Source organism: Pseudomonas sp. RA_35y_Pfl2_P32, assembly GCF_963970735.1.
Taxonomy (GTDB): domain Bacteria; phylum Pseudomonadota; class Gammaproteobacteria; order Pseudomonadales; family Pseudomonadaceae; genus Aquipseudomonas.
Map to the genome: position 1 here is coordinate 21,312 of NZ_CAXAQF010000018.1, position 20,396 is coordinate 41,707.

The window sequence follows — 20,396 nt, forward strand, 5'->3', positions numbered from 1 at the left end:
TCGCAAAATGCCCGACTAACCTTGGAATGGATCACCAGGGAGGGTGCTGAATGCCACCGCGGATACGCTGCTTTTTACTGACCGCCCTGCTCTGCCCGGCGGCCGGCGCGCAAGTGATGACCGTGCAGCGCTGCGAAGCCGCCGACGGCCGCATCACCTTCACCAGCATGGCCTGCAAGGCGGGAGAGCGCCTGAGCCTGCAGGAGGTCCGTACCTACCTGCCCGGCAGCAACACCGAGGTACATCTCGAAACGGCAGTCCTGCCCGAAGCCGAACACTTACAAGCGCCCGACATGACGCTCAAGGTAAAGGACGTGCAAAGCGCGCAGAGTAAATTTGGAGAGCAAGGATGGGCTCGGCAAAAAGCCAAATCCCAGACAGCAAAAAGCCCGCGTTAGACGCAGGCTTTTTGGTGTTTGGTGCACTCGACAGGATTCGAACCTGTGACCGCTCGGTTCGTAGCCGAGTACTCTATCCAGCTGAGCTACGAGTGCAATTGTACTTTTAGACCAGATCACAACTGGTTGAAGCCAGGTTACCTGCATGACTGCAAACAACCCTTAAATGGTGCACTCGACAGGATTCGAACCTGTGACCGCTCGGTTCGTAGCCGAGTACTCTATCCAGCTGAGCTACGAGTGCAATGTGTGCTTTTAAACCAGATCACAACTGATTGAAACAAGGTTGCTTGAATAACTTCAAACAACCTTTAATTGGTGCACTCGACAGGATTCGAACCTGTGACCGCTCGGTTCGTAGCCGAGTACTCTATCCAGCTGAGCTACGAGTGCATTTGTTGCCGCGCATTATAGTTCGTCGAATCTTTTTTCCAAGCACTTTTTCTAGTAATTTCAACAACTTACCGAAAAAGCCTGATTACAACGCTCTACACAAATAATGGCGGAGAACGGGGGATTCGAACCCCCGACACCCTTTTGAGGTGTACTCCCTTAGCAGGGGAGCGCCTTCGGCCACTCGGCCAGCTCTCCGCAACACGGGGCGTATCTTAACCAACCTTTTCCCCGTTTGCAAACATAAAAAGCGATAAAAATTAATGGCTTGGTTCTTCGTCCTTCTCTTTCTTTATACGCAGGTAGATTTCCTCACGGTGTACAGCTACCTCCTTGGGTGCGTTAACGCCTATACGCACCTGATTTCCTTTGACGCCGAGCACCGTTACGGTGATTTCGCCATCACCAATAATCAGGCTTTCTGCACACCGACGAGTCAGAATCAGCATACCTTTCTCCTCACGCATTTCAGTTCAGGGACAACAGTCTGCAAAAAAAAAGCGCTCGAGCAGCGACCGGAACGATCGCAACTCTACACGCTTAAGTATTGACCAGCGTCTGCAAAAGAACAGCCTTGCCCACGCCACTCAAAAAATAAAGGGCGCGGTCAGACCGCGCCCCTCGGGACCACATCACTCGCCTTGGCGAGCCGGTGCGTCCAGTTCGAACGCCGTGTGCAGTGCGCGCACAGCCAGTTCCAGGTACTTCTCTTCGATCACCACCGACACCTTGATCTCCGACGTGGAGATCATCTGGATATTGATGGTTTCCTTGGCCAGGGCTTCGAACATGCGGCTGGCAACACCTGCGTGAGAACGCATGCCAACGCCAACGATCGAGACCTTGGCGATCTTGGTGTCACCCACCACTTCACGGGCACCGATCTCGCGAGCGGTGTTTTCCAGCACGGTCTGTGCCGCCTGGTAGTCGTTGCGGTGCACAGTGAAGGTGAAGTCGGTGGTGTTATCGTGCGCAACGTTCTGCACAATCATGTCGACTTCGATGTTGCCGGCACTGATCGGGCCGAGAATCTTGAATGCCACGCCCGGGGTGTCTGGCACGCCACGGATGGTCAGCTTGGCTTCATCGCGATTGAAAGCGATGCCGGAAATGATCGGCTGTTCCATGGTTTCCTCTTCATCAATAGTAATGAGGGTGCCTGGACCCTCCTTGAAGCTGTGCAGTACGCGCAGCGGGACGTTGTACTTGCCGGCGAACTCGACCGCGCGGATCTGCAACACCTTGGAGCCGAGGCTGGCCATTTCCAGCATCTCTTCGAAGGTGATCTTATCCAGGCGCTGAGCCACGGACACCACGCGCGGGTCGGTGGTGTACACCCCGTCCACGTCGGTGTAGATCTGGCACTCATCGGCCTTCAGGGCCGCAGCCAGCGCCACGCCGGTGGTATCGGAACCGCCACGCCCCAGGGTGGTGATGTTGCCGTGCTCGTCGACGCCCTGGAAACCAGCCACCACAACCACGCGGCCAGCCTTCAGGTCACCACGAATCTTCTGGTCATCGATCTGCAAGATACGCGCTTTATTGTGCGCGCTGTCCGTCAGGATCCGCACCTGGTTGCCGGTGTACGACACCGCTGGCACGCCGCGCTTGATCAGCGCCATGGTCAGCAAGGCAATCGTCACCTGCTCGCCAGTGGAGACAATCACATCCAGCTCACGCGGAACCGGTTGCTCATCGCCACTGATTTGCTTGGCCAGATCGATCAGACGGTTGGTTTCGCCGCTCATTGCAGACAGCACGACCACCAGGTCATCGCCGGCATCGCGGAATTTCTTAACCTTGTCAGCGACCTGCTCGATTCTCTCGACAGTGCCGACCGAGGTGCCTCCAAATTTCTGTACGATCAAAGCCATTTCAAAGCCGCCTCTGCCCATGAAGGGCGCCCATTAGTCACTCAAACAGCAGCCGGACCCACCACTAGACGAGAGGTCCGGCATACAGCCTTAAATACCCTGTTCGACAAACGGTACGGTCAGAGCCAGGGCCGCGTCCAGTGCGCCAGCGTCAGTACCACCGCCCTGCGCCATGTCCGGACGACCACCGCCCTTCCCGCCCACTGCCGCAGCGGCTTGCTTCATCAAATCACCGGCTTTGAGTTGGCCAGTCAGGTCTTTGGTCACACCGGCAACCAGTACGACCTTTTCCTCATGGACACTGCCGAGCAGGATCACTGCGCGGCCGAGTTTGTTCTTCAACTGATCGACCAGCGCCAGCAGCGCCTTGCCATCCTGACCGTCGAGACGCACGGCCAGCACCTTCACGCCCTTGACGTCCTGGGCCTGAGCCGACAGGTCGTCACCCGCCGCACTGGCGGCCTTGGCTTGCAACTGCTCGAGTTGCTTTTCCAGCAGACGGTTGCGCTCAAGCACAGCCGACAGCTTGTCGATCAGGTTGTCGCGGCTGCCCTTGACCAGGTTGGCCGCTTCCTTGAGTTGCTCTTCTGCAGCGTTCAGGTAGGCCAGCGCCGCTGCGCCAGTCACTGCCTCGATACGCCGTACGCCCGAAGCCACACCCCCTTCGCTGATGATCTTCAGCAGGCCGATGTCGCCCGTACGGTTGGCGTGGATACCGCCGCACAGCTCGACGGAGAAATCGCCCCCCATGCTCAGTACACGCACACTGTCGCCGTACTTCTCGCCGAACAGCGCCATGGCGCCTTTTTGCTTGGCGGTGTCGATGTCGGTTTCTTCGGTCTCTACCGCCGAGTTCTGGCGAATCTGGGCGTTGACGATTTCTTCCAGCGCCTTGATCTGCTCAGGCTTGATGGCCTCGAAGTGGCTGAAGTCAAAGCGCAGGCGCTGACTGTCGACCAACGAACCCTTCTGCTGGACGTGCTCGCCCAGCACCTGGCGCAAGGCCGCGTGCAGCAAGTGGGTCGCCGAGTGGTTCAACGCAGTGGCGTGACGCACCTCGGCATCGACGTGGGCTTCAACGGGTGCACCGACGATCAGACTACCTGAGGCCAGCACGCCGTGGTGCAGGAAGGCACCGCCGGTCTTGGTAGTGTCGCGCACGTCGAAACGTGCAGTGCCGGCCTGCAGGTAACCGCAGTCGCCGACCTGGCCACCGGACTCGGCGTAGAACGGGGTCTGGTTGAGGACGATCACGCCCTCGTCGCCTTCGCTCAATACGTCGACCGACTGGCCGTTCTTGTACAAGGCAACGATTTTTGCCGAACCGCAGGTATCGGTGTAGCCGGTGAACTCGGTGGCCACGTCGACCTTGACCAGGGTGTTGTAGTCCAGGCCGAACGAACTGGCCGAACGTGCACGCACGCGCTGGGCTTCCATCTCACGCTCGAAACCGGCCTCGTCGATGGTCAGCTCGCGCTCGCGGGCGATGTCGGCGGTCAGGTCCATCGGGAAGCCGTAGGTGTCATACAGCTTGAACACCACGTCGCCCGGCACCACGGTGCCTTTAAGCTCGGCCAGGTCCTGCTCGAGAATCTTCAGGCCATGCTCCAGGGTCTTGGAGAACTGCTCTTCCTCGGCCTTAAGGACGCGCTCAATGTTGGCCTGCTGCTGCTTGAGTTCCGGGAAGGCTTCACCCATCTCGGCCACCAGGGCCGCGACGATCTTGTAGAAGAAGCTGCCGGTGGCGCCCAGCTTGTTGCCGTGACGGCAGGCGCGACGAATGATCCGGCGCAGCACGTAACCACGGCCTTCGTTGGACGGCAGCACGCCGTCGGCGATCAGGAAACCGCAGGAACGGATGTGGTCGGAAACGACCTTGAGCGAAGACTGATCGCCATTTTCGCAGCCGATGGCTTGCGCCGATGCCTTGAGCAGGTTCTTGAACAGGTCGATGTCATAGTTGGAGTTGACGTGCTGCATCACCGCACTGATCCGCTCCAGGCCCATGCCGGTATCCACCGACGGCGCTGGCAACGGATGCAACACGCCATCGGCGGTGCGGTTGAACTGCATGAACACGTTGTTCCAGATCTCGATATAACGGTCGCCGTCTTCTTCCGGCGAACCCGGTGGGCCGCCCCAGATGTGGTCGCCGTGATCGTAGAAAATCTCGGTGCATGGGCCGCACGGACCGGTATCACCCATGGTCCAGAAGTTGTCGGAGGCGTAAGGCGCGCCCTTGTTGTCGCCGATGCGGATCATGCGCTCGACCGGCACACCGATCTGCTGGGTCCAGATGTCATACGCTTCATCATCGGAGGCGTAGACGGTCACCCAGAGTTTTTCCTTGGGCAGCTTCAGGACACCGGTCAGGAAGGTCCAGGCGAAGGTAATCGCGTCGTGCTTGAAATAGTCGCCGAAGCTGAAGTTACCCAGCATCTCGAAGAAAGTGTGGTGACGAGCGGTATAACCGACGTTTTCCAGGTCGCTGTTCTTGCCGCCGGCGCGTACGCACTTCTGGCTGCTGGTGGCGCGGGTATACGCGCGCTTTTCCTGGCCCAGGAAGCAGTCCTTGAACTGGTTCATCCCCGCGTTAGTGAACAGCAGGGTTGGGTCGTTGCCCGGAATCAAAGAGCTGGAGGCTACACGGGTGTGGCCTTGCTCTTCGAAGAAGCGAAGGAAGGCTTCACGGATTTCTGCGCTTTTCATTAGGTTCTTCCACGGAGGCTGCGGCCAAAGGCCTGTGCGATTCGTCAACGGACGAAGCGACGGCAAAGGGCCGCATTATATCGGCCCTGCGCGCGCGGTACAGCGTGTTTATACGTTAGAAACCGTCAATTGGACGGCCTGCAAGGTCATTTACCGGAAAACTCGACGAATGTCGCGACGACCTGGTCGATCTGGTCCCGGCTGACATCCATGTGGGTGACCATGCGCAAACGGGCGGCGGCGCTGAGTTTAATCCCCCGCTCCCCGGCAAAAGCCTTGATTGCGTCGGCTTTATCGCCGATTTGCAGGTAAACCATATTGCTATGCACCGGTTCGACAGCAAAGCCAGCCGCGCGCAGGCCCTGCGCCAGATAATCGGCGTTGGCATGGTCTTGCGCCAGGCGCTGCACATGGTGATCCAGCGCATACAGACCGGCCGCCGCCAGGATGCCCGCCTGGCGCATACCGCCGCCGACCATCTTGCGCAGGCGCCGCGCCTTGGCGATCAATTCAGATGAACCACACAGCACCGAGCCCACTGGCGCGCCCAGACCTTTGGACAGGCACACCGACACCGAGTCGAAGTGCTGGGTGATCTCCCGCGCATCCACCCCCAGCTTGACCGCCGCGTTGTACAACCGCGCACCGTCCAGATGCAATTGCAAGCCATGCTCCCGGGTAAAGCGTCGCGCCTGCGCCAGGTACTTCAGCGGCAGCACCTTGCCTTGCATAGTGTTTTCCAAGGCCAGCAAGCGAGTGCGGGCAAAGTGGAAGTCGTCCGGCTTGATCGCCGCCGCTACCTGCGCCAAGTCCAGCGTACCGTCGGCCTGGACCTCCAGCGGCTGGGGCTGGATCGAACCCAGCACCGCGGCGCCACCGCCTTCGTATTTGTAGGTGTGCGCCTGCTGGCCGACGATGTACTCCTCACCGCGCTCGCAGTGGGCCATCAAGCCCAGCAGGTTGCTCATGGTGCCTGTCGGCACGAACAGCGCGGCGGCAAATCCCAGGCGCCCGGCCAACTCGGCCTCGAGTCGATTGACCGTGGGATCCTCGCCATAGACGTCGTCACCAGTGGCCGCCCCGGCCATTGCGTCGAGCATCCCTGCAGTAGGTTGGGTGACGGTGTCGCTGCGAAGATCGATAACACTCATGAATCAGGCCTCGGTAGACGGGGGAAAATCCCTTTCAGGAATGAATTACTGCGGGCATGCCGGGTATTTATCAACCCTTGCACCTGGAAAAGGCTGTAGGTGCCAGGCGAAAAAGTCGATGACAATCATCAGATAGCAGCAATGCACAAGTGGGAAATATGTGTTAAAAACGCTGCGCCGCCAGACAATCTGGCAGCAAAACGTTCTCAGGGCGGGGTGCAACTCCCCACCGGCGGTAATTGCGCGCAATGCGCATAGCCCGCGAGCGCTTGGTGTCGCCGCAGCCCCTGGCTGCGAATGATGGCAAGGTCAGCAGACCCGGTGTGATCCCGGGGCCGACGGTCATAGTCCGGATGAAGAGAGAACGGGATTGGCGCCAAAGGGCCGTCCACGGGCGACGTGCAGTCAATGCACGTGTATCCGGTGCGTACCCTTAAATCCCATTCGATTCATAACGCCCTGTTTTTCACACAAACAGGAGTCAGAACAGATGCAACCCACCGCAATCGACAGCAAAAGCAAAAACCATCAGGGCGAGCGCGTAGCGTTTATCCAGGCCTGCTGGCACAAGGATATTGTTGACCAGAGCCGTAAAGGCTTCGTCAGCGAGATGATTGCCCAGGGTTACCAGGAATCGGAGATCGACTTTTTTGAAGTCGGCGGCGCCTTTGAAATCCCGCTGCACGCCAAGCTGCTGGCCAAGTCCGGGCGTTATGCCGGCATCGTCGCGGCCGCCTTGGTGGTCGATGGCGGCATCTACCGTCACGAGTTCGTCGCCCAAGCGGTTGTCAGTGGCCTGATGCAGGTCCAGCTCGAAACCGAAGTGCCGGTGTTCTCGGTCTCCCTGACGCCCCATCACTTCCATGCCGGCGAAGAACACCAGAAGTTCTTCTTCGAGCACTTTGTGCACAAGGGCCAGGAAGCGGCGAAGACCTGCGCCGATACCCTGCACAAGATCCGCGCGCTGCGCCGTAACGAGCCTCGCGCAGTAGCCGTTTAAGCCAGGCAAAACCTGTGGGGGCAGGCTTGCTCCCACAGGCTTCAGAGGTTGAATCAGGCCAGGTTTTCACCCGTGGTGGGCACGACCAGAATGCCGGCCCGCAAGCCATTCTTCACCTTGGGGTTGGGGAAGATGATTCGGGCACCCTCCTCCTCGATGATCCAGCGCGTCTGCGCGATGTCCTCAGCCAGCACATAACCCACGTCCAGCGGTGAGAAGTTCTCGATATCCACCGGCAGGTTCAGCGTGAAGCTGTCGCTGTGCTTGATGATTTCCCGCGCCACGCTGAACAACTGCAGGCCGTCCAGGCCCGCGTCTGCCAATGGTGGCTCGCTGCCTTCGATGATCTGCTTCAGGCGGGTTTCCAGGCGCGAAACATTAACCCCCTCGTTCTGTCCGAATGGCCGGGCCTTGCCCAGTTCCAGGGTGAAGGCTTCAGCGCCCAGCTTGTCGTAAGTGTAGGAACTGAACACGATCGACGGCTTGTTCTGCAACAGCACCGCCTCCATGCCTGCCGCCCGCAGCCGGACCAATTCGCGACGCGAGTGCTGGCGGCCTTCTTTCCAGGGGTACAGGGCAAACTGTTCGATCTTCGAACCACGGATGGCGGTGTGCAGGTCGTAGTGCAGGCGCTCGCGATCCGGCAGGCTGAAAAAACTGGCCGCCAGGCGCTCCAGCTCACAAGCACGCAGCGCCTCGCAGCCACTGCTTAGTTCATGTCGGCCGTTGAACAGCCGATTGACGTCCTGCTCGACAAAACGCTCGCCGCGGCGCATGGCCTCGGGGTTGCCGAACAGGAACAGAATGCGTGCGCACGGCTTCAACTCACCGCGAGCAATGTCGTGCAACAGGCGATCGAGCAATTCGATCGGCGCCGTTTCGTTGCCGTGGATGCCGGCGGACAACAGCAAGTCCAGGCCATTGTCGCGAGCTTGCGGTGGCCGGACCTCCAGCGCACCTTCACTCAGCCAGCGCATCCGCACGCCTTCGACAGTCAGTTGAGTCTTCTCCGCCGGTTCACGGCCGGCGAGGGTCAGTTCAAGCAGTTTGCCGAGGGCGAGCATAGAACGATTTCCTTAATGGTCGTGATTGCAATCCGGGCCATGCACGTGGTCTTCGTCGCCGACGTCAGCCGGTTCCATTTCCAGTTGCAGGCTTACCAGATTAGTCGCCAATGGGCGCAGCAGCAGGTTGGCGTATTCCGCATCGCCTTCTTCGACGTCAACGCCGATCAGCAGTTGGCCGCGGCCATCGTGCTGGATCCACAGTTCCTTGCCCTGCCAGATCACCGCCACGCGGGTGCAGGAGGTTTCCAGTTGAGTGCCGTCGGTGTCTTCAAGGATCAGCTGCAGGGTATCGCTCATTTTTTCGCTCTCATCTGGAGATAAAGCAGCGCGCCCGACTCATCAGGAGCCGGACGCGGGCTTTCAATTGATCTGGAATGGATAAACCGCGCCCAGTTTAAGGATTTGCGTCAGTTCATCCAGTGCCGCCCGGCACTCAAGCAACAATTGTGGGTCCGCCAGATCGTTTTCGGTCATGCGGTCACGGTAGTGCTTTTCGACCCACTGGGTCAGCGTGCCATACAACGGCGCGGTCATGATAACCCCTGGGTTGACGGCCGCCAGCTCGGTTTCATTCAACGCCACGCGCAAGCGCAGGCAAGCCGGGCCACCGCCGTTCTGCATGCTCTGCTTGAGGTCGAAGACTTTCACCTCACGGATCAGCCCACCGGAACTGATCAGGGTCTGCAGGTACTGCCAGACGCGCTCGTTGTTCTGGCACTCTTGCGGCACGATCAACAACATCGAACCGTCCGCCTGCGACAACAGCTGGCTGTTGAACAGGTAGGAACGCACGGCGTCCTCGACCGAGACTTGCGCACGCGGTACGCAGATCGCCTTGAACTGACCGCCACGCTTGGCGAGCTTGGCCGACAGTTCAGCCAGCATCTGCTCGGTGTCCAGGAACGCGTCCTCGTGATAGAACAGCGCCTCGCCGTTACCCACCGCAATCACGTCGTTGTGGAACACGCCCTGGTCGATCACCGCCGGGTTCTGCTGAGCATAGACCACACCGCCATCACTCAGGCCGTGCAAGCGTGCGACCGCTTGCGAGGCTTCCAGGGTCTGGCGTGCCGGGTACTTCTGGGGCGCGGGGTAACGGGGATCGAACGCGCTGCGGCCGAACACGAAGAACTCGACCCCGGCTTCGCCGTAGTCACGGCAGAAACGGGTGTGGTTGGCCGCGCCTTCGTCACCGAACTGCGCCACGGCCGGCAGGGCCGCGTGATGGGCGAAGTGCTTCTGGTCGGCGAACATCGCCCCCAGCACGCGACTGGTGGTCGGGTGCTCGATGCTGCGGTGATATTTGCAGTTGAGGTTGGCGGCAGTGAAGTGCACACGGCCATCGGCAGTGTCGGCACTCGGGCTGACCGTCGCGGCGTTGGCCACCCACATGCTCGACGCCGAGCAACTGGCGACCAGCAAGGGCATCGCCTCTTTGGCGGCCTGCTCGATCACTTGGGCATCGGTGCCACCAAAGCCCAGGCTGCGCAATGCGCCGACATCCGGACGTTCCTGCGGCGCCAATACCCCCTGGACAAAGCCCATGTCCATCAGCGCCTTCATTTTCGCCAGGCCTTGCAGCGCCGCTTCCTTGGGATTGGAAGACTGCTGGCTGTTGCTCTGGGACGCAACGTTGCCGAAGGACAGACCGCCGTAGTTATGGGTCGGCCCCACTAGACCGTCGAAATTGACTTCATAGGATTTCATCAGCGAGGCTCCACGAGAATCTGTTGTTATAGGCTCAGGTAACAATTCTTTTAGGCCGCGGTGCGGCCATCGCGGGCAAGCCCGCTCCCACAGGTTCAGCAGTGATCACACGTTGTTGTGTTCAACGCAGGCCGTGTGGGAGCTGGCTTGCCAGCGATAGGCATCACGCCATCTTCACGCCGGGTGTCAGGGCGGCAGGCATGGTCAGGTTCGGTGTTTCCAGCGAGGCCACCGGGTACGCGCAGTAATCCGCGGCGTAGTAAGCGCTGGCACGGTGGTTACCCGAAGCGCCGACGCCACCAAATGGCGCGCTGCTCGCAGCACCTGTCAGTTGTTTGTTCCAGTTAACGATACCGGCCCGGCTCTGCAGCCAGAACTGCTGGTAGCGCGCCTCGGAGTCCGACAGCAAACCAGCCGCCAGACCGTATTGGGTGTTGTTGGCCTCGCTGATAGCCGCCTCGAAATCGGTGTAGCGAATCACCTGCAGCAGCGGCCCGAACAGTTCTTCGTCAGGGCGCTCCGCCACGGCGCTCACATCCAGGATGCCCGGCGTCAGCAACGCCGCGTTGGCCTGTGGCTGGGTCATTTCCAGCAAGCTCACCGCGCCATTGGCCAGCAAGTGTTCCTGAGCGTCCATCAAGGCTTTGGCCGCAGCCAGGGAAACCACCGAGCCCATGAACGGTGCCGGTTGTTGATCGAACGCGCCGACATCGATGGTCGCGCTGACCGCCACCAGGCGTGCCAGCAGTGTGTCGCCCCAGGCGCCTTGCGGCACCAGCAGGCGCCGCGCGCAGGTGCAGCGCTGGCCGGCAGAAATGAAGGCCGACTGAATAATGGTGTAGACCGCCGCGTCGAGGTCGGCGACCTGATCGACCACCAGCGGGTTGTTGCCGCCCATTTCCAGCGCGAGAATCTTGTCCGGACGCCCGGAGAACTGTGCATGCAGGTGGTTGCCGGTGCGGCTGGAACCGGTGAAGAACAGACCGTCGATCCCCGGGTTGGCGGCCAGCGCGATCCCGGTTTCACGGGCGCCTTGCAGCAGGTTCAACACACCTGCCGGCAGGCCGGCTTCGATCCAGCAACGGACCGTCAATTCGGCGACTTTCGGCGTCAGTTCACTCGGCTTGAACAGCACGCTGTTACCGGCCAACAAGGCAGGCACAATGTGCCCATTGGGCAAGTGGCCAGGAAAGTTGTAAGGCCCGAAGACTGCGACCACACCATGGGGCTTGTGCCGCAGTACAGCGGTGGCGTCGCCCAGCGGGCCGCTCTTCTCACCGGTACGTTCGCGGTAGCTCTGCACCGAGATGGCGATCTTGTTGACCATGCTGGTCACTTCAGTCGCCGCTTCCCACAGTGGTTTGCCGGTTTCTTCACCGATGCAGTGCGCCAGCTCGTCGGCGTGGGACTTCAGGCTGGCGGCAAAGGCCTCCAATACACTGATGCGTTCTTCCAACGTGCGCCGGGCCCAGGCTGGAAACGCCTGGCGCGCAGCCTGCACGGCGCTTTCAACCTGGGCAATGGTGGCGCCCTGGCCCGACCACAGCACGTGCTGGGTCACCGGGTTCAGCGATTCAAAGGCCTCGCCCTGCCCCGCCAGCCACTCACCTGCGATGTATAGCGAATTCATTATTTCGACTCCCGAGCAGCAGACAACGGCACGGCGCGCACTTGATCGCCGGCGTTGAGTTGAAGACGTTTGGCGGTCAGTGGATCGACCACCAGGGTACCGGCCGCAAAACGGGCGGGCGCGGCAGTGATGCGGCAGTCTTCGCGCTTGCGGTTGTGAATCAGGAACGGCGTGGCGTCATCCCCCGGGGTGCCGATGGCCAGCACCAGCGCCTGGCTGTCACGCACCGCGCGGATCTTGCCGGTTTCGCATTCCACTGCCGGGCCGGCGTCGAAAATATCGACGTAACCCTGGTAGCTGAAGCCCTCGCTCTTGAGCATGGCCAGCGCCGGTTCGGTGTCCGGGTGGACCTGGCCGATGACATTGCGCGCGTCTTCGGAAAGGAAGCAGGTGTAGAGCGGAAACTTGGGCATCAACTCGGCAATGAACGCCTTGTTGCCCACACCAGTCAGGTAATCGGCCTGGCTGAACTCCATCTTGAAGAAGTGCCGGCCCAGGCTTTCCCAGAAAGGCGAACGGCCAGCCACGTCGGAGACACCCCGCATCTCGGCGATGATCTTGTTGCCAAACAGTTGCGGGAACTCGGCGATGAACAACATCCGCGCCTTGGCCAGCATGCGGCCGTTGAGGCCGGTGCGGTAATCGGCATGCAGGAACAACGAGCACAGCTCAGAGTTGCCGGTCAGGTCGTTGGCCAGGAACAGCGTCGGGATCTCGCGGTAGATGTTCAGCTCTTGCGAAGCGCTGACCGTCAGGCCAACCCGGAAGTTGTACCAGGGCTCACGCAGACCCACGGCGCCAGCAATGGCGGAAATCCCCACCACGCGGCCGTCGTCATCCTCGAGCACGAACAGGTAATCGGCGTCGCCGCGCCCCGCTTCGCCGCGGAAGGTCTTTTCGGCCCAGCCAACCCGGTGCGACAGGCGCTCTTCGTTGGCCGGCAAGGTGGTCAGGCCGGTGCCAGTGCTGCGGGCCAGCTCGATCAGGGCGGGTAAATCGCTGCTGCGTACGGGACGAACGATCATGCTATCTCCTCAAACGGACGGTCGGTAACGGCCACCCGCAAAACTCGCTGCTCTTAAGCCCTTTTCAGGCGTTCAAGCGTTAAACCGCCACCAGGCGCACGCTGGCACCCTCGCCGACGCCCAGGGCCTCGGCGGCGTCCAGATCCAGGACCACCGGTTTGCCCGGCGCGTAGTCGAGCTCGAGCATGACCGCGCGGTAATCCTGCAACTGGGCATTGGCCACCAGGTACTGCCGGCCAGCGCCCTTGACCGGCTCGCCGATCTTCACCGGCACCACTCGGCTCTGGGCGATCGAGCGGATCCCCGAGACACGTGCATGCAGGGTCGGGCCACCGTCGAAGATGTCGATGTAATGATCGGTCTCGAAGCCTTCGCGCATCAGGATGTCGAAGGTGATCTGCGCCCGCGGGTGCACCTGGCCCATTGCCTCTTGTGCGGAGTCCGGCAGCAAGGGCACGTAGATCGGATAATGCGGCATCAACTCGGCCAGGAACGTGCGGCTCTTGAGCCCGCACAGGCGCTCGGCAGCGGCGTAGTTGAGGTCGAAGAAGTTGCGACCGATGGCGTCCCAGAACGGTGAGTCGCCCTGTTCATCGCTGTAGCCAACGATCTCGGTCACCACCGAATCGGCGAACCGCTCCGGGTGGCTGGCCACGAACAGCAGGCGTCCGCGGGAGTTGAGTTCCGACCAGGCCGACCCCACCAACTCCGGCAGCACGTAGAAGCTGGTCAGCAGGCTGTTGCCGGTCAGGTCATGGCACTGGGAGAGCACGTGGATCTTGTTGTGAATCTTCAGCTCGCGGGAGGCGTGCACGAAGGTTTCATTACGAAAGCTGTAGAACGGTTCCGAATAACCGGCCGAGGCAACGATGGCCGAGCAGCCCACCAGCTTGCCGGTGGTGCTGTCTTCGAGCACGAAGAAATAGCTCTCTTCACCGTTGAAGCTGACTTCGGCGGCGAACGAGGCTTCGCTCGCGGCGATCTTGTCGCTCAGGCGTTCAACGTCATCCGGCAGGGAAGTGACACCAATCGGGCTGTCCGCAGCCAGACGCTGTACCTCGCCCAGATCAGCCATTTGCGCAGGGCGCATCACCAGCATGGTGTCACTCCTTTTTCTAAAACTCTTTGAGGAAAATAAGCCGGCCCCTTGTAGGAGCGAGCCTGCTCGCGATGGTGTGTCAGACACCACGGTGTCGACTGACACACCATCGCGAGCAAGCTCGCTCCTACAGAAAAGCGGGTCCGGCATAAAAATTGGGTTCGACGCCTCAATGGTCAGGCGCCGAAGGGTCTATCAGGCTTGTGTCAGTTTGGCGGCTGCGCGTTCGAAGCGGTCCAGACCGGCATCGATATCAGCGTCTTCAACCACCAGGCTCGGGGCAAAACGAATCACGTCCGGGCCGGCTTGCAGGATCATCAGGCCTTCTTTTTCAGCGGCGTTGAAGATGTCCTTGGCCTTGCCTTTCCAGGCATCGCTCAACACGCAACCGATCAGCAGACCCAATCCACGGACCTGAGTGAACAAACCGTACTTCTCACCGATCTGCTCCAGGCGCGCCTTGAACTTGTCGTGCTTGGCATTGACTCCATTCAGCACTTCAGGGGTGTTGATCACGTCGATTACCGCTTCAGCCACCGCACAGGCCAGCGGGTTGCCGCCGTAAGTGGTGCCGTGGGTGCCGACGACCAGGTGCTTGGCCAGGTCTTCGGTGGTCAGCATGGCAGCGATCGGGAAACCACCGCCCAGGCTCTTGGCACTGGTCAGGATGTCCGGCGTCACGCCGTAGTGCTGGTAGGCGAACAGCTTACCGCTGCGGCCCATACCGGTTTGCACTTCGTCGAACACCAGCAGGGCGTTGTGTGCGTTGCACAGTTCACGGGCCCCTTGCAGGTACGCCAGCTCGGCCGGCAACACCCCGCCTTCGCCCTGGATCGGCTCCAGCACAACTGCGCAGGTCTTGTCGGAAATGGCGGCTTTCAGCGCGGCCAGGTCGTTGTAAGGCACGTGGCTGATGCCCGTGATCTTCGGACCAAAACCGTCGGAGTACTTGGACTGGCCACCGACGTTGACGGTGAACAGGGTACGGCCGTGGAAGCTGTTGAGCGCGGCGATGATCTCGTACTTCTCGGAACCGAAACGATCATGGGCGACCCGACGGGCCAGCTTGAGCGCGGCCTCGTTGGCTTCAGCGCCGGAGTTGCAGAAGAACACGCGCTCGGCAAAGGTCGCGTCGATCAGCTTATGGGCCAGGCGCAGGGCCGGCTCATTGGTGAACACGTTGGACACGTGCCACAGCTTGTTCGCTTGCTCGGTCAAGGCACCGACCAGCGCCGGGTGGGCGTGACCCAATACGTTGACGGCAATCCCGCCGGCGAAGTCGATCAGCTCGCGACCGGACTGGTCCCAAACGCGGGAACCTTCACCACGCACAGGAATGAAAGCGGCAGGCGCATAGTTGGGAACCATTACCTGGTCAAAATCGGCGCGTTGTACCGCAGCGTGCTCAACGGACATCGGAGTCTCCTGATGAGAAACACCCGCCTGAAACTGGCGAGCGATGAGGGGATTGTAAGGACAGTTTCCGGCTTGGCCTTGCCGCCAAGCGACAACTTCTTATAGCGCAAAACCCGCTTTTGACCGGGTTTACGGCAATGCGACAAATAGCGTCGCAAAGGCGCAGTTTAAACTGCCTGCGCAGGTTTGCGGCAGGCATGACTGAATCTGCTTCGGTGGTTTTTTGAGCCCGCTGTTCATTACGCGATGCCTTGCAGCGGCTATTCGGGATTGGCGGGATACCTATCAAAGCCACAGGGCTCACGCCATGCATCCGAACACTGGATAAGCCCTTGCCCCACCCTCCACGACTCGCCCCCCCCTTTGCGTCACCGCCAAGGCGTAAGTTCTGAAGGATGTAGGCAACTATCAGGGATCTGGTGGGCGCGCCCAGGGCCGCGACCGACGGCTGACCGAGACGCCTTAGCCGCGCTCCGAAGGCACCGACGACAGCTCGAACGGGCTGCTGCTGCGTCGCTGGTTACGGTCTTCGCGCGGCGTGGCGCCGAAGAAGTTGCGGTAGGCACTGGAGAAGTGAGGGCCCGAGGAGAAACCACAGGACAGGCCGATCTGGATGATCGACTTGCTGGTCTGCATCAACATCTGTCGTGCCTTGTTCAGGCGCAGCTCGAGGTAGTACTGGCTCGGCACACGATTGAGGTACTGCTTGAAGATCCGCTCCAGCTGCCGACGGGACACGCACACATGCTGGGCGATTTCGTCGGTGGTCAGCGGCTCTTCGATGTTGGCTTCCATCAGCAACACTGCTTGCGTGAGCTTTGGATGACTGGAGCCGAGGCGATTCTGCAAGGGAATGCGCTGACGCTCGCCGCCCTCACGAATCCGCTCGACCACCAACTCTTCCGACACCGCACCGGCCAGTTCCGCCCCGTGATCACGCGCCAAAACCGCCAGTAACAGGTCGAGCACCGACATCCCGCCACACGCGGTCAAGCGATCACGGTCCCAATCGAACAGATGACTGGTGGCAATTACCTTGGGGAAGCGCTCGGCAAAATCGTCCTGCCAACGCCAGTGCACCGCGGCGCGGTAACCGTCGAGCAAGCCCAGTTGCGCCAGCGGATAGACACCGGCCGACAGACCGCCAATCACGCACCCGGCGCGCACCAACTGCTTGAGCGCACTGCTCAGGGCCGGCGCCAGCGCGCTGGGCGGCTCATCGGCGACCAGGAACAACTTCTGGAAATTTTCCAGCTTGCCGCTCCAGGCCTCGCCGGGCAATTGCCAGCCCCCTTCGCTCGGGGGTTCGGCCTGCAGGAACACCAGTTCGTAAACCACTTCCGGATGCACGCGCTGAGCAACACGCAAGGCCTCCTCGGCCAGCGCCAGCGTCAAGGCTTTAGTGCTGGGCCAAATCAGGAAACCAATTCGATGGGCAGTCATGGCGGGCAATCCGAAAACAAAAACATGTTAAAGCCGAAGGCGGCAGCATCCAAATTAGACCATCTGGCGCGCGGTGCGCAGCATGACCTAATTTGGTGCGTTACGGCAGCGATTACTTCAGGCTGCCGGAGAGGAATTGCTGCAGGCGCTCGGACTGCGGATTGACCAGCACTTCGCGCGGGTTGCCACTTTCCTCGACCACCCCTTTGTGCAGGAACACCAACTGGTTCGACACTTCCCGGGCAAAGCCCATTTCGTGGGTCACCACCACCATGGTCCGGCCTTCCTGGGCCAAGGCCTGCATGACCTTGAGCACATCGCCCACCAACTCCGGGTCGAGGGCCGAAGTCGGTTCGTCGAACAGCATCACCTCAGGCTCCATCGCCAGTGCCCGGGCGATCGCCACGCGCTGCTGCTCGCCACCGGACATGTGCCCTGGGTAGGCGTCCTTGCGATGGGACACGCCGACCTTGGCCAGGTACAGCTCGGCCTTTTCCCGCGCCTCGGCCTTGGACATGCCCAGCACGTGCACCGGTGCTTCCATGATGTTTTCCAGCGCCGTCATGTGCGACCACAGGTTGAAATGCTGGAACACCATCGACAGGCGCGAACGCATGCGTTGCAGTTGCTTGGGATCGGCCGCCTTCATCGCGCCGTCCTTGCCGGCCACCAGCTTCAACTCTTCGTTGTTGAGCAGGATCTTGCCGGCATGCGGCTGCTCCAGCAGGTTGATGCAGCGCAGGAAGGTACTTTTGCCGGAGCCACTGGAGCCGATGATGCTGATCACATCGCCTGCCGCTGCCTTCAGGGACACGCCCTTGAGCACTTCGTGACTGCCATAGCGTTTATGCAGGTCTTGGACTTCAAGTTTGTACATGCTGTCGGTTCTCACAAAAACAGTCAGTCGTTGAGCAAGCGCCCGTGACGCAGCGCTTCGCGCCCCGCCACCTTGGCCAGCCAGAAACCGGGTTGGGCATACCGCAGCCGTTCCACGGCAAACAGCACGCCGGCCGTACCAGCACACACGGTGCTGACCCGATCAGCCAAAGGATCAATCACTTCAAAAATCTCGTCACCGGCCTCGACCCACTCGCCCGGCTCACGCAAGAAGCTGACCACGCCCGGGTGGGGCGCAAACAGCAACTCGGTGCCTTCGAACGGCAGGCCTTCGCAGGCTTCGTGCACCGGGGCCGGCCATTGGCCCTTGATCAGGCCCTGCTCGGCGAGGAACGCCAGGATACCCTCGGCGTGACGCTCGGCCTGGGCACGCCCGGTGTCCGCCTGACCGCCCAGCTCGAGGGTGGTCGCCAGGCACGCCAAGGGAATCTGCGCCTGGGGGAACTGCCGGGCCAACCGCAGCCATGGCAACGAGCAGGCTTCATCAAACGAGCTGCCGCCGGAGTCTTCCGCCAACAACCCGACCCGCACATTCAAGTGTGCGGCCAGCGAGCGCCACTGCGGCCAGTGCTGCGGCAAGGCATACATGTGCAGCGCAGCTTCGGCGTCACAATGCAGGTCCAGCACCACGTCGGCGGTGCAGGCATGGCTCAGCAAGATCCGCTGCATGCCCTGCAACTGGCTGCTGGGCGCAGGCAGTGCGGCCAGCGCATCACCCATGGCCTGGCGGATCAACTGGACATTGGCGTGAGGGTCATCGCCCAGGCGACCTTCGAGCTGCGCGGCCACCGGCCCACTCAGCTCGACGAAATCGCGATTGAAGTTCTTGCCGCTGCCCGCCTCGAAGCGACCTTGATGATTGCCTTGCAACAGCTGCCCAAGGCCCAGGGGGTTAGCCACCGGCACCAGTTCGATCACCCCGTTGAGGGCGCCCTGGGCCTCGAGTTCGCCCAAGCGCTTTTTCAGCTCCCAGGCCGTTCGCATCCCCGGCAACTCGTCGGCGTGCAGGCTGGCCTGGATATAGGCCTTGCGCTCGCCGGCGCCGAAGCGGAACACCGAAATATGGCGCTCGCTGCCCAAGTGGCTCCACGGCAACTGATGGTCGATACGTTCCATATCAGTGCTTCCGCGGGGCCAGGTAGCCCAGCCAGCGGCGCTCGGCCATCTTGAACAGGCGCACCAGGATGAACGTCAGGCACAGGTAGAACACGCCGGCGGTGATGTAGGCCTCGAACGGCAGGTAATACTGGGCGTTCACGGTACGCGCGGCACCGGTGATATCGATCAGGGTCACGATGGACGCCAGGCTGGTGGTCTGCAGCATCATAATCACTTCGTTGCTGTACTGCGGCAGCGCCCGGCGCAAGGCCGACGGCAGCAGGATGCGCTTGTACATCTTGAAGCGCGACATGCCCATGGCCTTGGCCGCTTCGATCTCGCCATTGGGCGTGGCCCGCAGGCTGCCGGCGATGATTTCGGCGGTGTAGGCACTGGTGTTGATGGCGAAGGCCAGGCACGCACAGAAGGTCGCGCTCGACAGCCACGGCCAGAAGATGCTCGCGCGCACGGCTTCGAACTGGGCCAGCCCGTAGTAGATCAGGAACAGCTGCACCAGCATCGGTGTGCCGCGGATCACGTAGGTGTAGAGCCAGGCGGTCATGTTGATGACCGGCTGCTTGGACACCCGCATCAAGCCCAGGGGCAAGGCGCACAGCAGGCCGAAGAACAGCGACAGCCCGAGCAGTTTCAAAGTGGTCAGCAGGCCGCCGAGGTACAGCGGCAGTGCCTCCCAGATGACGTTGTAGTCGAAGATCATAGATCAGCCGCCCTTACGCCTACCGAGTAGCGCTTCTCAAGGTGACGCAATGCCAGCAACGAGACGCTGGTGATCACCAGGTACATTGCCGCCACCGCGAGGAAGAAGGTGAAAGGCTCGCGGGTGGCATCTGCCGCCTGCTTGGCCTTGAACATCATGTCTTGCAGACCCACCACCGAAATCAGCGCGGTGGCCTTGGTCAATACCAGCCAGTTGTTGGTGAAGCCAGGAATCGCCAGGCGAATCATCTGCGGCACCAGGACCCGGAAGAACACCTGGAAACCGCTCATGCCGTACGCCATGCCTGCTTCGGCCTGCCCCTTGGGGATCGCCATGAAGGCACCACGGAAGGTTTCCGACAGGTACGCACCGAAGATGAAACCCAGGGTGCCGATACCGGCGGCCAGCGGGTTCAGGTCGATGTAGTCGTCATAACCGAGCAACGGCGCCACGCGGTTGAGCAGGTCCTGACCACCGTAGAAAATCAGCAGGATCAGCACCAGATCGGGAATCCCGCGGATTACCGTGGAATACAGATCGCCCAGCCAGGCCAGCCAGCGTACCGGCGACAGGCGCAACGCGACCCCGATCAGACCCAGAACAATGGCCAGGGCCATGGACGACAAGGCGAGCTGAAGCGTCAGCCATGCGCCATCGAGGATGACAGCCCCGTAGCCTTTCAACATGATTCAGGTCCTCGAAAATTGGGATGAAAAAATGGCGCAAACCTCAGAGATCCTGTTGCTTGCGCCATTTCGGACTTACCGCTGC

18 protein-coding genes, 4 tRNA genes and 1 riboswitch are annotated in these 20,396 nt (G+C 61.0%); of the genes, 2 read left to right on the top strand and 20 right to left on the bottom strand.

From position 1 onward, the window contains the following. Positions 1-116 precede the first annotated feature (116 nt). Positions 117-398, top strand: coding sequence for a hypothetical protein (locus AACY45_RS18645; RefSeq protein WP_339546815.1), 282 nt, complete (start codon positions 117-119; stop codon positions 396-398). A gap of 19 nt (positions 399-417) precedes the next feature. On the opposite strand, the gene AACY45_RS18650 is transcribed toward AACY45_RS18645, so the two are convergent. From AACY45_RS18650 to ltaE, 8 genes are all read right to left on the bottom strand, one after another. Further along, positions 418-494, bottom strand: a tRNA-Arg gene (locus AACY45_RS18650). Between the two features lie 71 nt (positions 495-565). After that, a tRNA-Arg gene (locus AACY45_RS18655) sits at positions 566-642 on the bottom strand. A gap of 72 nt (positions 643-714) precedes the next feature. Beyond that, positions 715-791 (bottom strand) — tRNA-Arg (locus tag AACY45_RS18660). A gap of 107 nt (positions 792-898) precedes the next feature. Next, positions 899-989 (bottom strand) — tRNA-Ser (locus tag AACY45_RS18665). A gap of 62 nt (positions 990-1,051) precedes the next feature. Further along, positions 1,052-1,240: a carbon storage regulator CsrA gene (gene csrA, locus AACY45_RS18670; protein ID WP_002554426.1), complete on the bottom strand. Its 189-nt coding sequence runs from the start codon at positions 1,238-1,240 to the stop codon at positions 1,052-1,054. A gap of 183 nt (positions 1,241-1,423) precedes the next feature. Beyond that, positions 1,424-2,665, bottom strand: a complete 1,242-nt coding sequence (locus AACY45_RS18675; protein WP_339546816.1) for an aspartate kinase — start codon at positions 2,663-2,665, stop codon at positions 1,424-1,426. Positions 2,666-2,755: 90 nt separating this feature from the next. Beyond that, positions 2,756-5,374, bottom strand: a complete 2,619-nt coding sequence (alaS, locus tag AACY45_RS18680) for an alanine--tRNA ligase (RefSeq protein WP_339546818.1) — start codon at positions 5,372-5,374, stop codon at positions 2,756-2,758. Positions 5,375-5,520: 146 nt separating this feature from the next. Continuing rightward, complete coding sequence (gene ltaE, locus AACY45_RS18685) at positions 5,521-6,525, bottom strand: low-specificity L-threonine aldolase (RefSeq protein ID WP_339546819.1); 1,005 nt, start codon at positions 6,523-6,525, stop codon at positions 5,521-5,523. Between the two features lie 198 nt (positions 6,526-6,723). Continuing rightward, a riboswitch (FMN riboswitch) is annotated at positions 6,724-6,895 on the top strand. 120 nt (positions 6,896-7,015) lie between these two features. Between ltaE and AACY45_RS18690 the strand changes: the two genes are divergently transcribed. Then, entirely contained in the window at positions 7,016-7,525 is a 510-nt protein-coding gene (locus tag AACY45_RS18690) for a 6,7-dimethyl-8-ribityllumazine synthase (RefSeq protein WP_095171559.1), read from the top strand. Positions 7,526-7,578: 53 nt separating this feature from the next. Here the strand turns inward: AACY45_RS18690 and astE are convergent, their stop codons facing one another. The 12 genes from astE to AACY45_RS18750 all read right to left on the bottom strand — a co-directional run bounded on the left by astE (position 7,579) and on the right by AACY45_RS18750 (position 20,311). Continuing rightward, positions 7,579-8,589 (bottom strand): succinylglutamate desuccinylase, encoded by a 1,011-nt coding sequence (gene astE, locus AACY45_RS18695; protein ID WP_339546821.1) that lies wholly within the window; start codon positions 8,587-8,589, stop codon positions 7,579-7,581. Positions 8,590-8,601: 12 nt separating this feature from the next. Beyond that, positions 8,602-8,889: a topoisomerase II gene (locus tag AACY45_RS18700; protein ID WP_310848238.1), complete on the bottom strand. Its 288-nt coding sequence runs from the start codon at positions 8,887-8,889 to the stop codon at positions 8,602-8,604. Between the two features lie 63 nt (positions 8,890-8,952). Then, positions 8,953-10,299 (bottom strand): N-succinylarginine dihydrolase, encoded by a 1,347-nt coding sequence (gene astB, locus AACY45_RS18705; protein ID WP_339546822.1) that lies wholly within the window; start codon positions 10,297-10,299, stop codon positions 8,953-8,955. Positions 10,300-10,462: 163 nt separating this feature from the next. Beyond that, a complete protein-coding gene (gene astD, locus AACY45_RS18710; protein WP_339546925.1) occupies positions 10,463-11,932 on the bottom strand; it encodes a succinylglutamate-semialdehyde dehydrogenase in 1,470 nt (489 codons plus the stop codon). Then, positions 11,929-12,954, bottom strand: coding sequence for an arginine N-succinyltransferase (gene astA, locus AACY45_RS18715; protein ID WP_339546823.1), 1,026 nt, complete (start codon positions 12,952-12,954; stop codon positions 11,929-11,931). Before astA ends, astD begins: the two co-directional genes overlap by 4 nt. A 79-nt stretch (positions 12,955-13,033) precedes the next feature. Next, positions 13,034-14,053, bottom strand: coding sequence for an arginine/ornithine succinyltransferase subunit alpha (aruF, locus tag AACY45_RS18720; protein WP_339546824.1), 1,020 nt, complete (start codon positions 14,051-14,053; stop codon positions 13,034-13,036). Positions 14,054-14,248: 195 nt separating this feature from the next. Continuing rightward, on the bottom strand, positions 14,249-15,469 hold the full coding sequence (locus tag AACY45_RS18725; RefSeq protein ID WP_339546825.1) for an aspartate aminotransferase family protein: 1,221 nt from the start codon (positions 15,467-15,469) through the stop codon (positions 14,249-14,251). A 462-nt stretch (positions 15,470-15,931) separates the two neighbouring features. Then, positions 15,932-16,912, bottom strand: a complete 981-nt coding sequence (gene argR / locus AACY45_RS18730; protein WP_339546826.1) for a transcriptional regulator ArgR — start codon at positions 16,910-16,912, stop codon at positions 15,932-15,934. A 112-nt stretch (positions 16,913-17,024) separates the two neighbouring features. Beyond that, positions 17,025-17,789: an ABC transporter ATP-binding protein gene (locus AACY45_RS18735; RefSeq protein WP_339546827.1), complete on the bottom strand. Its 765-nt coding sequence runs from the start codon at positions 17,787-17,789 to the stop codon at positions 17,025-17,027. 23 nt (positions 17,790-17,812) lie between these two features. Beyond that, positions 17,813-18,925 carry a M14 family metallopeptidase gene (locus AACY45_RS18740; protein WP_339546828.1) on the bottom strand — a complete coding sequence of 371 codons (1,113 nt, stop codon included), beginning with the start codon at positions 18,923-18,925 and terminating at the stop codon, positions 17,813-17,815. A gap of 1 nt (position 18,926) precedes the next feature. Continuing rightward, entirely contained in the window at positions 18,927-19,625 is a 699-nt protein-coding gene (locus AACY45_RS18745) for an ABC transporter permease (RefSeq protein ID WP_339546829.1), read from the bottom strand. Next, positions 19,622-20,311, bottom strand: coding sequence for an ABC transporter permease (locus AACY45_RS18750; RefSeq protein WP_339546830.1), 690 nt, complete (start codon positions 20,309-20,311; stop codon positions 19,622-19,624). Before AACY45_RS18750 ends, AACY45_RS18745 begins: the two co-directional genes overlap by 4 nt. Positions 20,312-20,396: the final 85 nt, after the last annotated feature.

Bases quoted from the DNA above. Each gene is read 5' to 3' on its own strand.
- AACY45_RS18690 (WP_095171559.1), top strand. From the start codon at position 7,016: ATGCAACCCACCGCAATCGACAGCAAAAGCAAAAACCATCAGGGCGAG.
- AACY45_RS18750 (WP_339546830.1), bottom strand. From the start codon at position 20,311: ATGTTGAAAGGCTACGGGGCTGTCATCCTCGATGGCGCATGGCTGACG.
- AACY45_RS18735 (WP_339546827.1), bottom strand. From the start codon at position 17,789: ATGTACAAACTTGAAGTCCAAGACCTGCATAAACGCTATGGCAGTCAC.
- AACY45_RS18675 (WP_339546816.1), bottom strand. From the start codon at position 2,665: ATGGCTTTGATCGTACAGAAATTTGGAGGCACCTCGGTCGGCACTGTC.
- aruF (WP_339546824.1), bottom strand. From the start codon at position 14,053: ATGCTGGTGATGCGCCCTGCGCAAATGGCTGATCTGGGCGAGGTACAG.
- AACY45_RS18700 (WP_310848238.1), bottom strand. From the start codon at position 8,889: ATGAGCGATACCCTGCAGCTGATCCTTGAAGACACCGACGGCACTCAA.
- astA (WP_339546823.1), bottom strand. From the start codon at position 12,954: ATGATCGTTCGTCCCGTACGCAGCAGCGATTTACCCGCCCTGATCGAG.
- astE (WP_339546821.1), bottom strand. From the start codon at position 8,589: ATGCTCGCCCTCGGCAAACTGCTTGAACTGACCCTCGCCGGCCGTGAA.
- AACY45_RS18740 (WP_339546828.1), bottom strand. From the start codon at position 18,925: ATGGAACGTATCGACCATCAGTTGCCGTGGAGCCACTTGGGCAGCGAG.
- argR (WP_339546826.1), bottom strand. From the start codon at position 16,912: ATGACTGCCCATCGAATTGGTTTCCTGATTTGGCCCAGCACTAAAGCC.
- AACY45_RS18645 (WP_339546815.1), top strand. From the start codon at position 117: ATGACCGTGCAGCGCTGCGAAGCCGCCGACGGCCGCATCACCTTCACC.
- alaS (WP_339546818.1), bottom strand. From the start codon at position 5,374: ATGAAAAGCGCAGAAATCCGTGAAGCCTTCCTTCGCTTCTTCGAAGAG.
- astB (WP_339546822.1), bottom strand. From the start codon at position 10,299: ATGAAATCCTATGAAGTCAATTTCGACGGTCTAGTGGGGCCGACCCAT.
- ltaE (WP_339546819.1), bottom strand. From the start codon at position 6,525: ATGAGTGTTATCGATCTTCGCAGCGACACCGTCACCCAACCTACTGCA.
- AACY45_RS18725 (WP_339546825.1), bottom strand. From the start codon at position 15,469: ATGTCCGTTGAGCACGCTGCGGTACAACGCGCCGATTTTGACCAGGTA.
- AACY45_RS18745 (WP_339546829.1), bottom strand. From the start codon at position 19,625: ATGATCTTCGACTACAACGTCATCTGGGAGGCACTGCCGCTGTACCTC.
- csrA (WP_002554426.1), bottom strand. From the start codon at position 1,240: ATGCTGATTCTGACTCGTCGGTGTGCAGAAAGCCTGATTATTGGTGAT.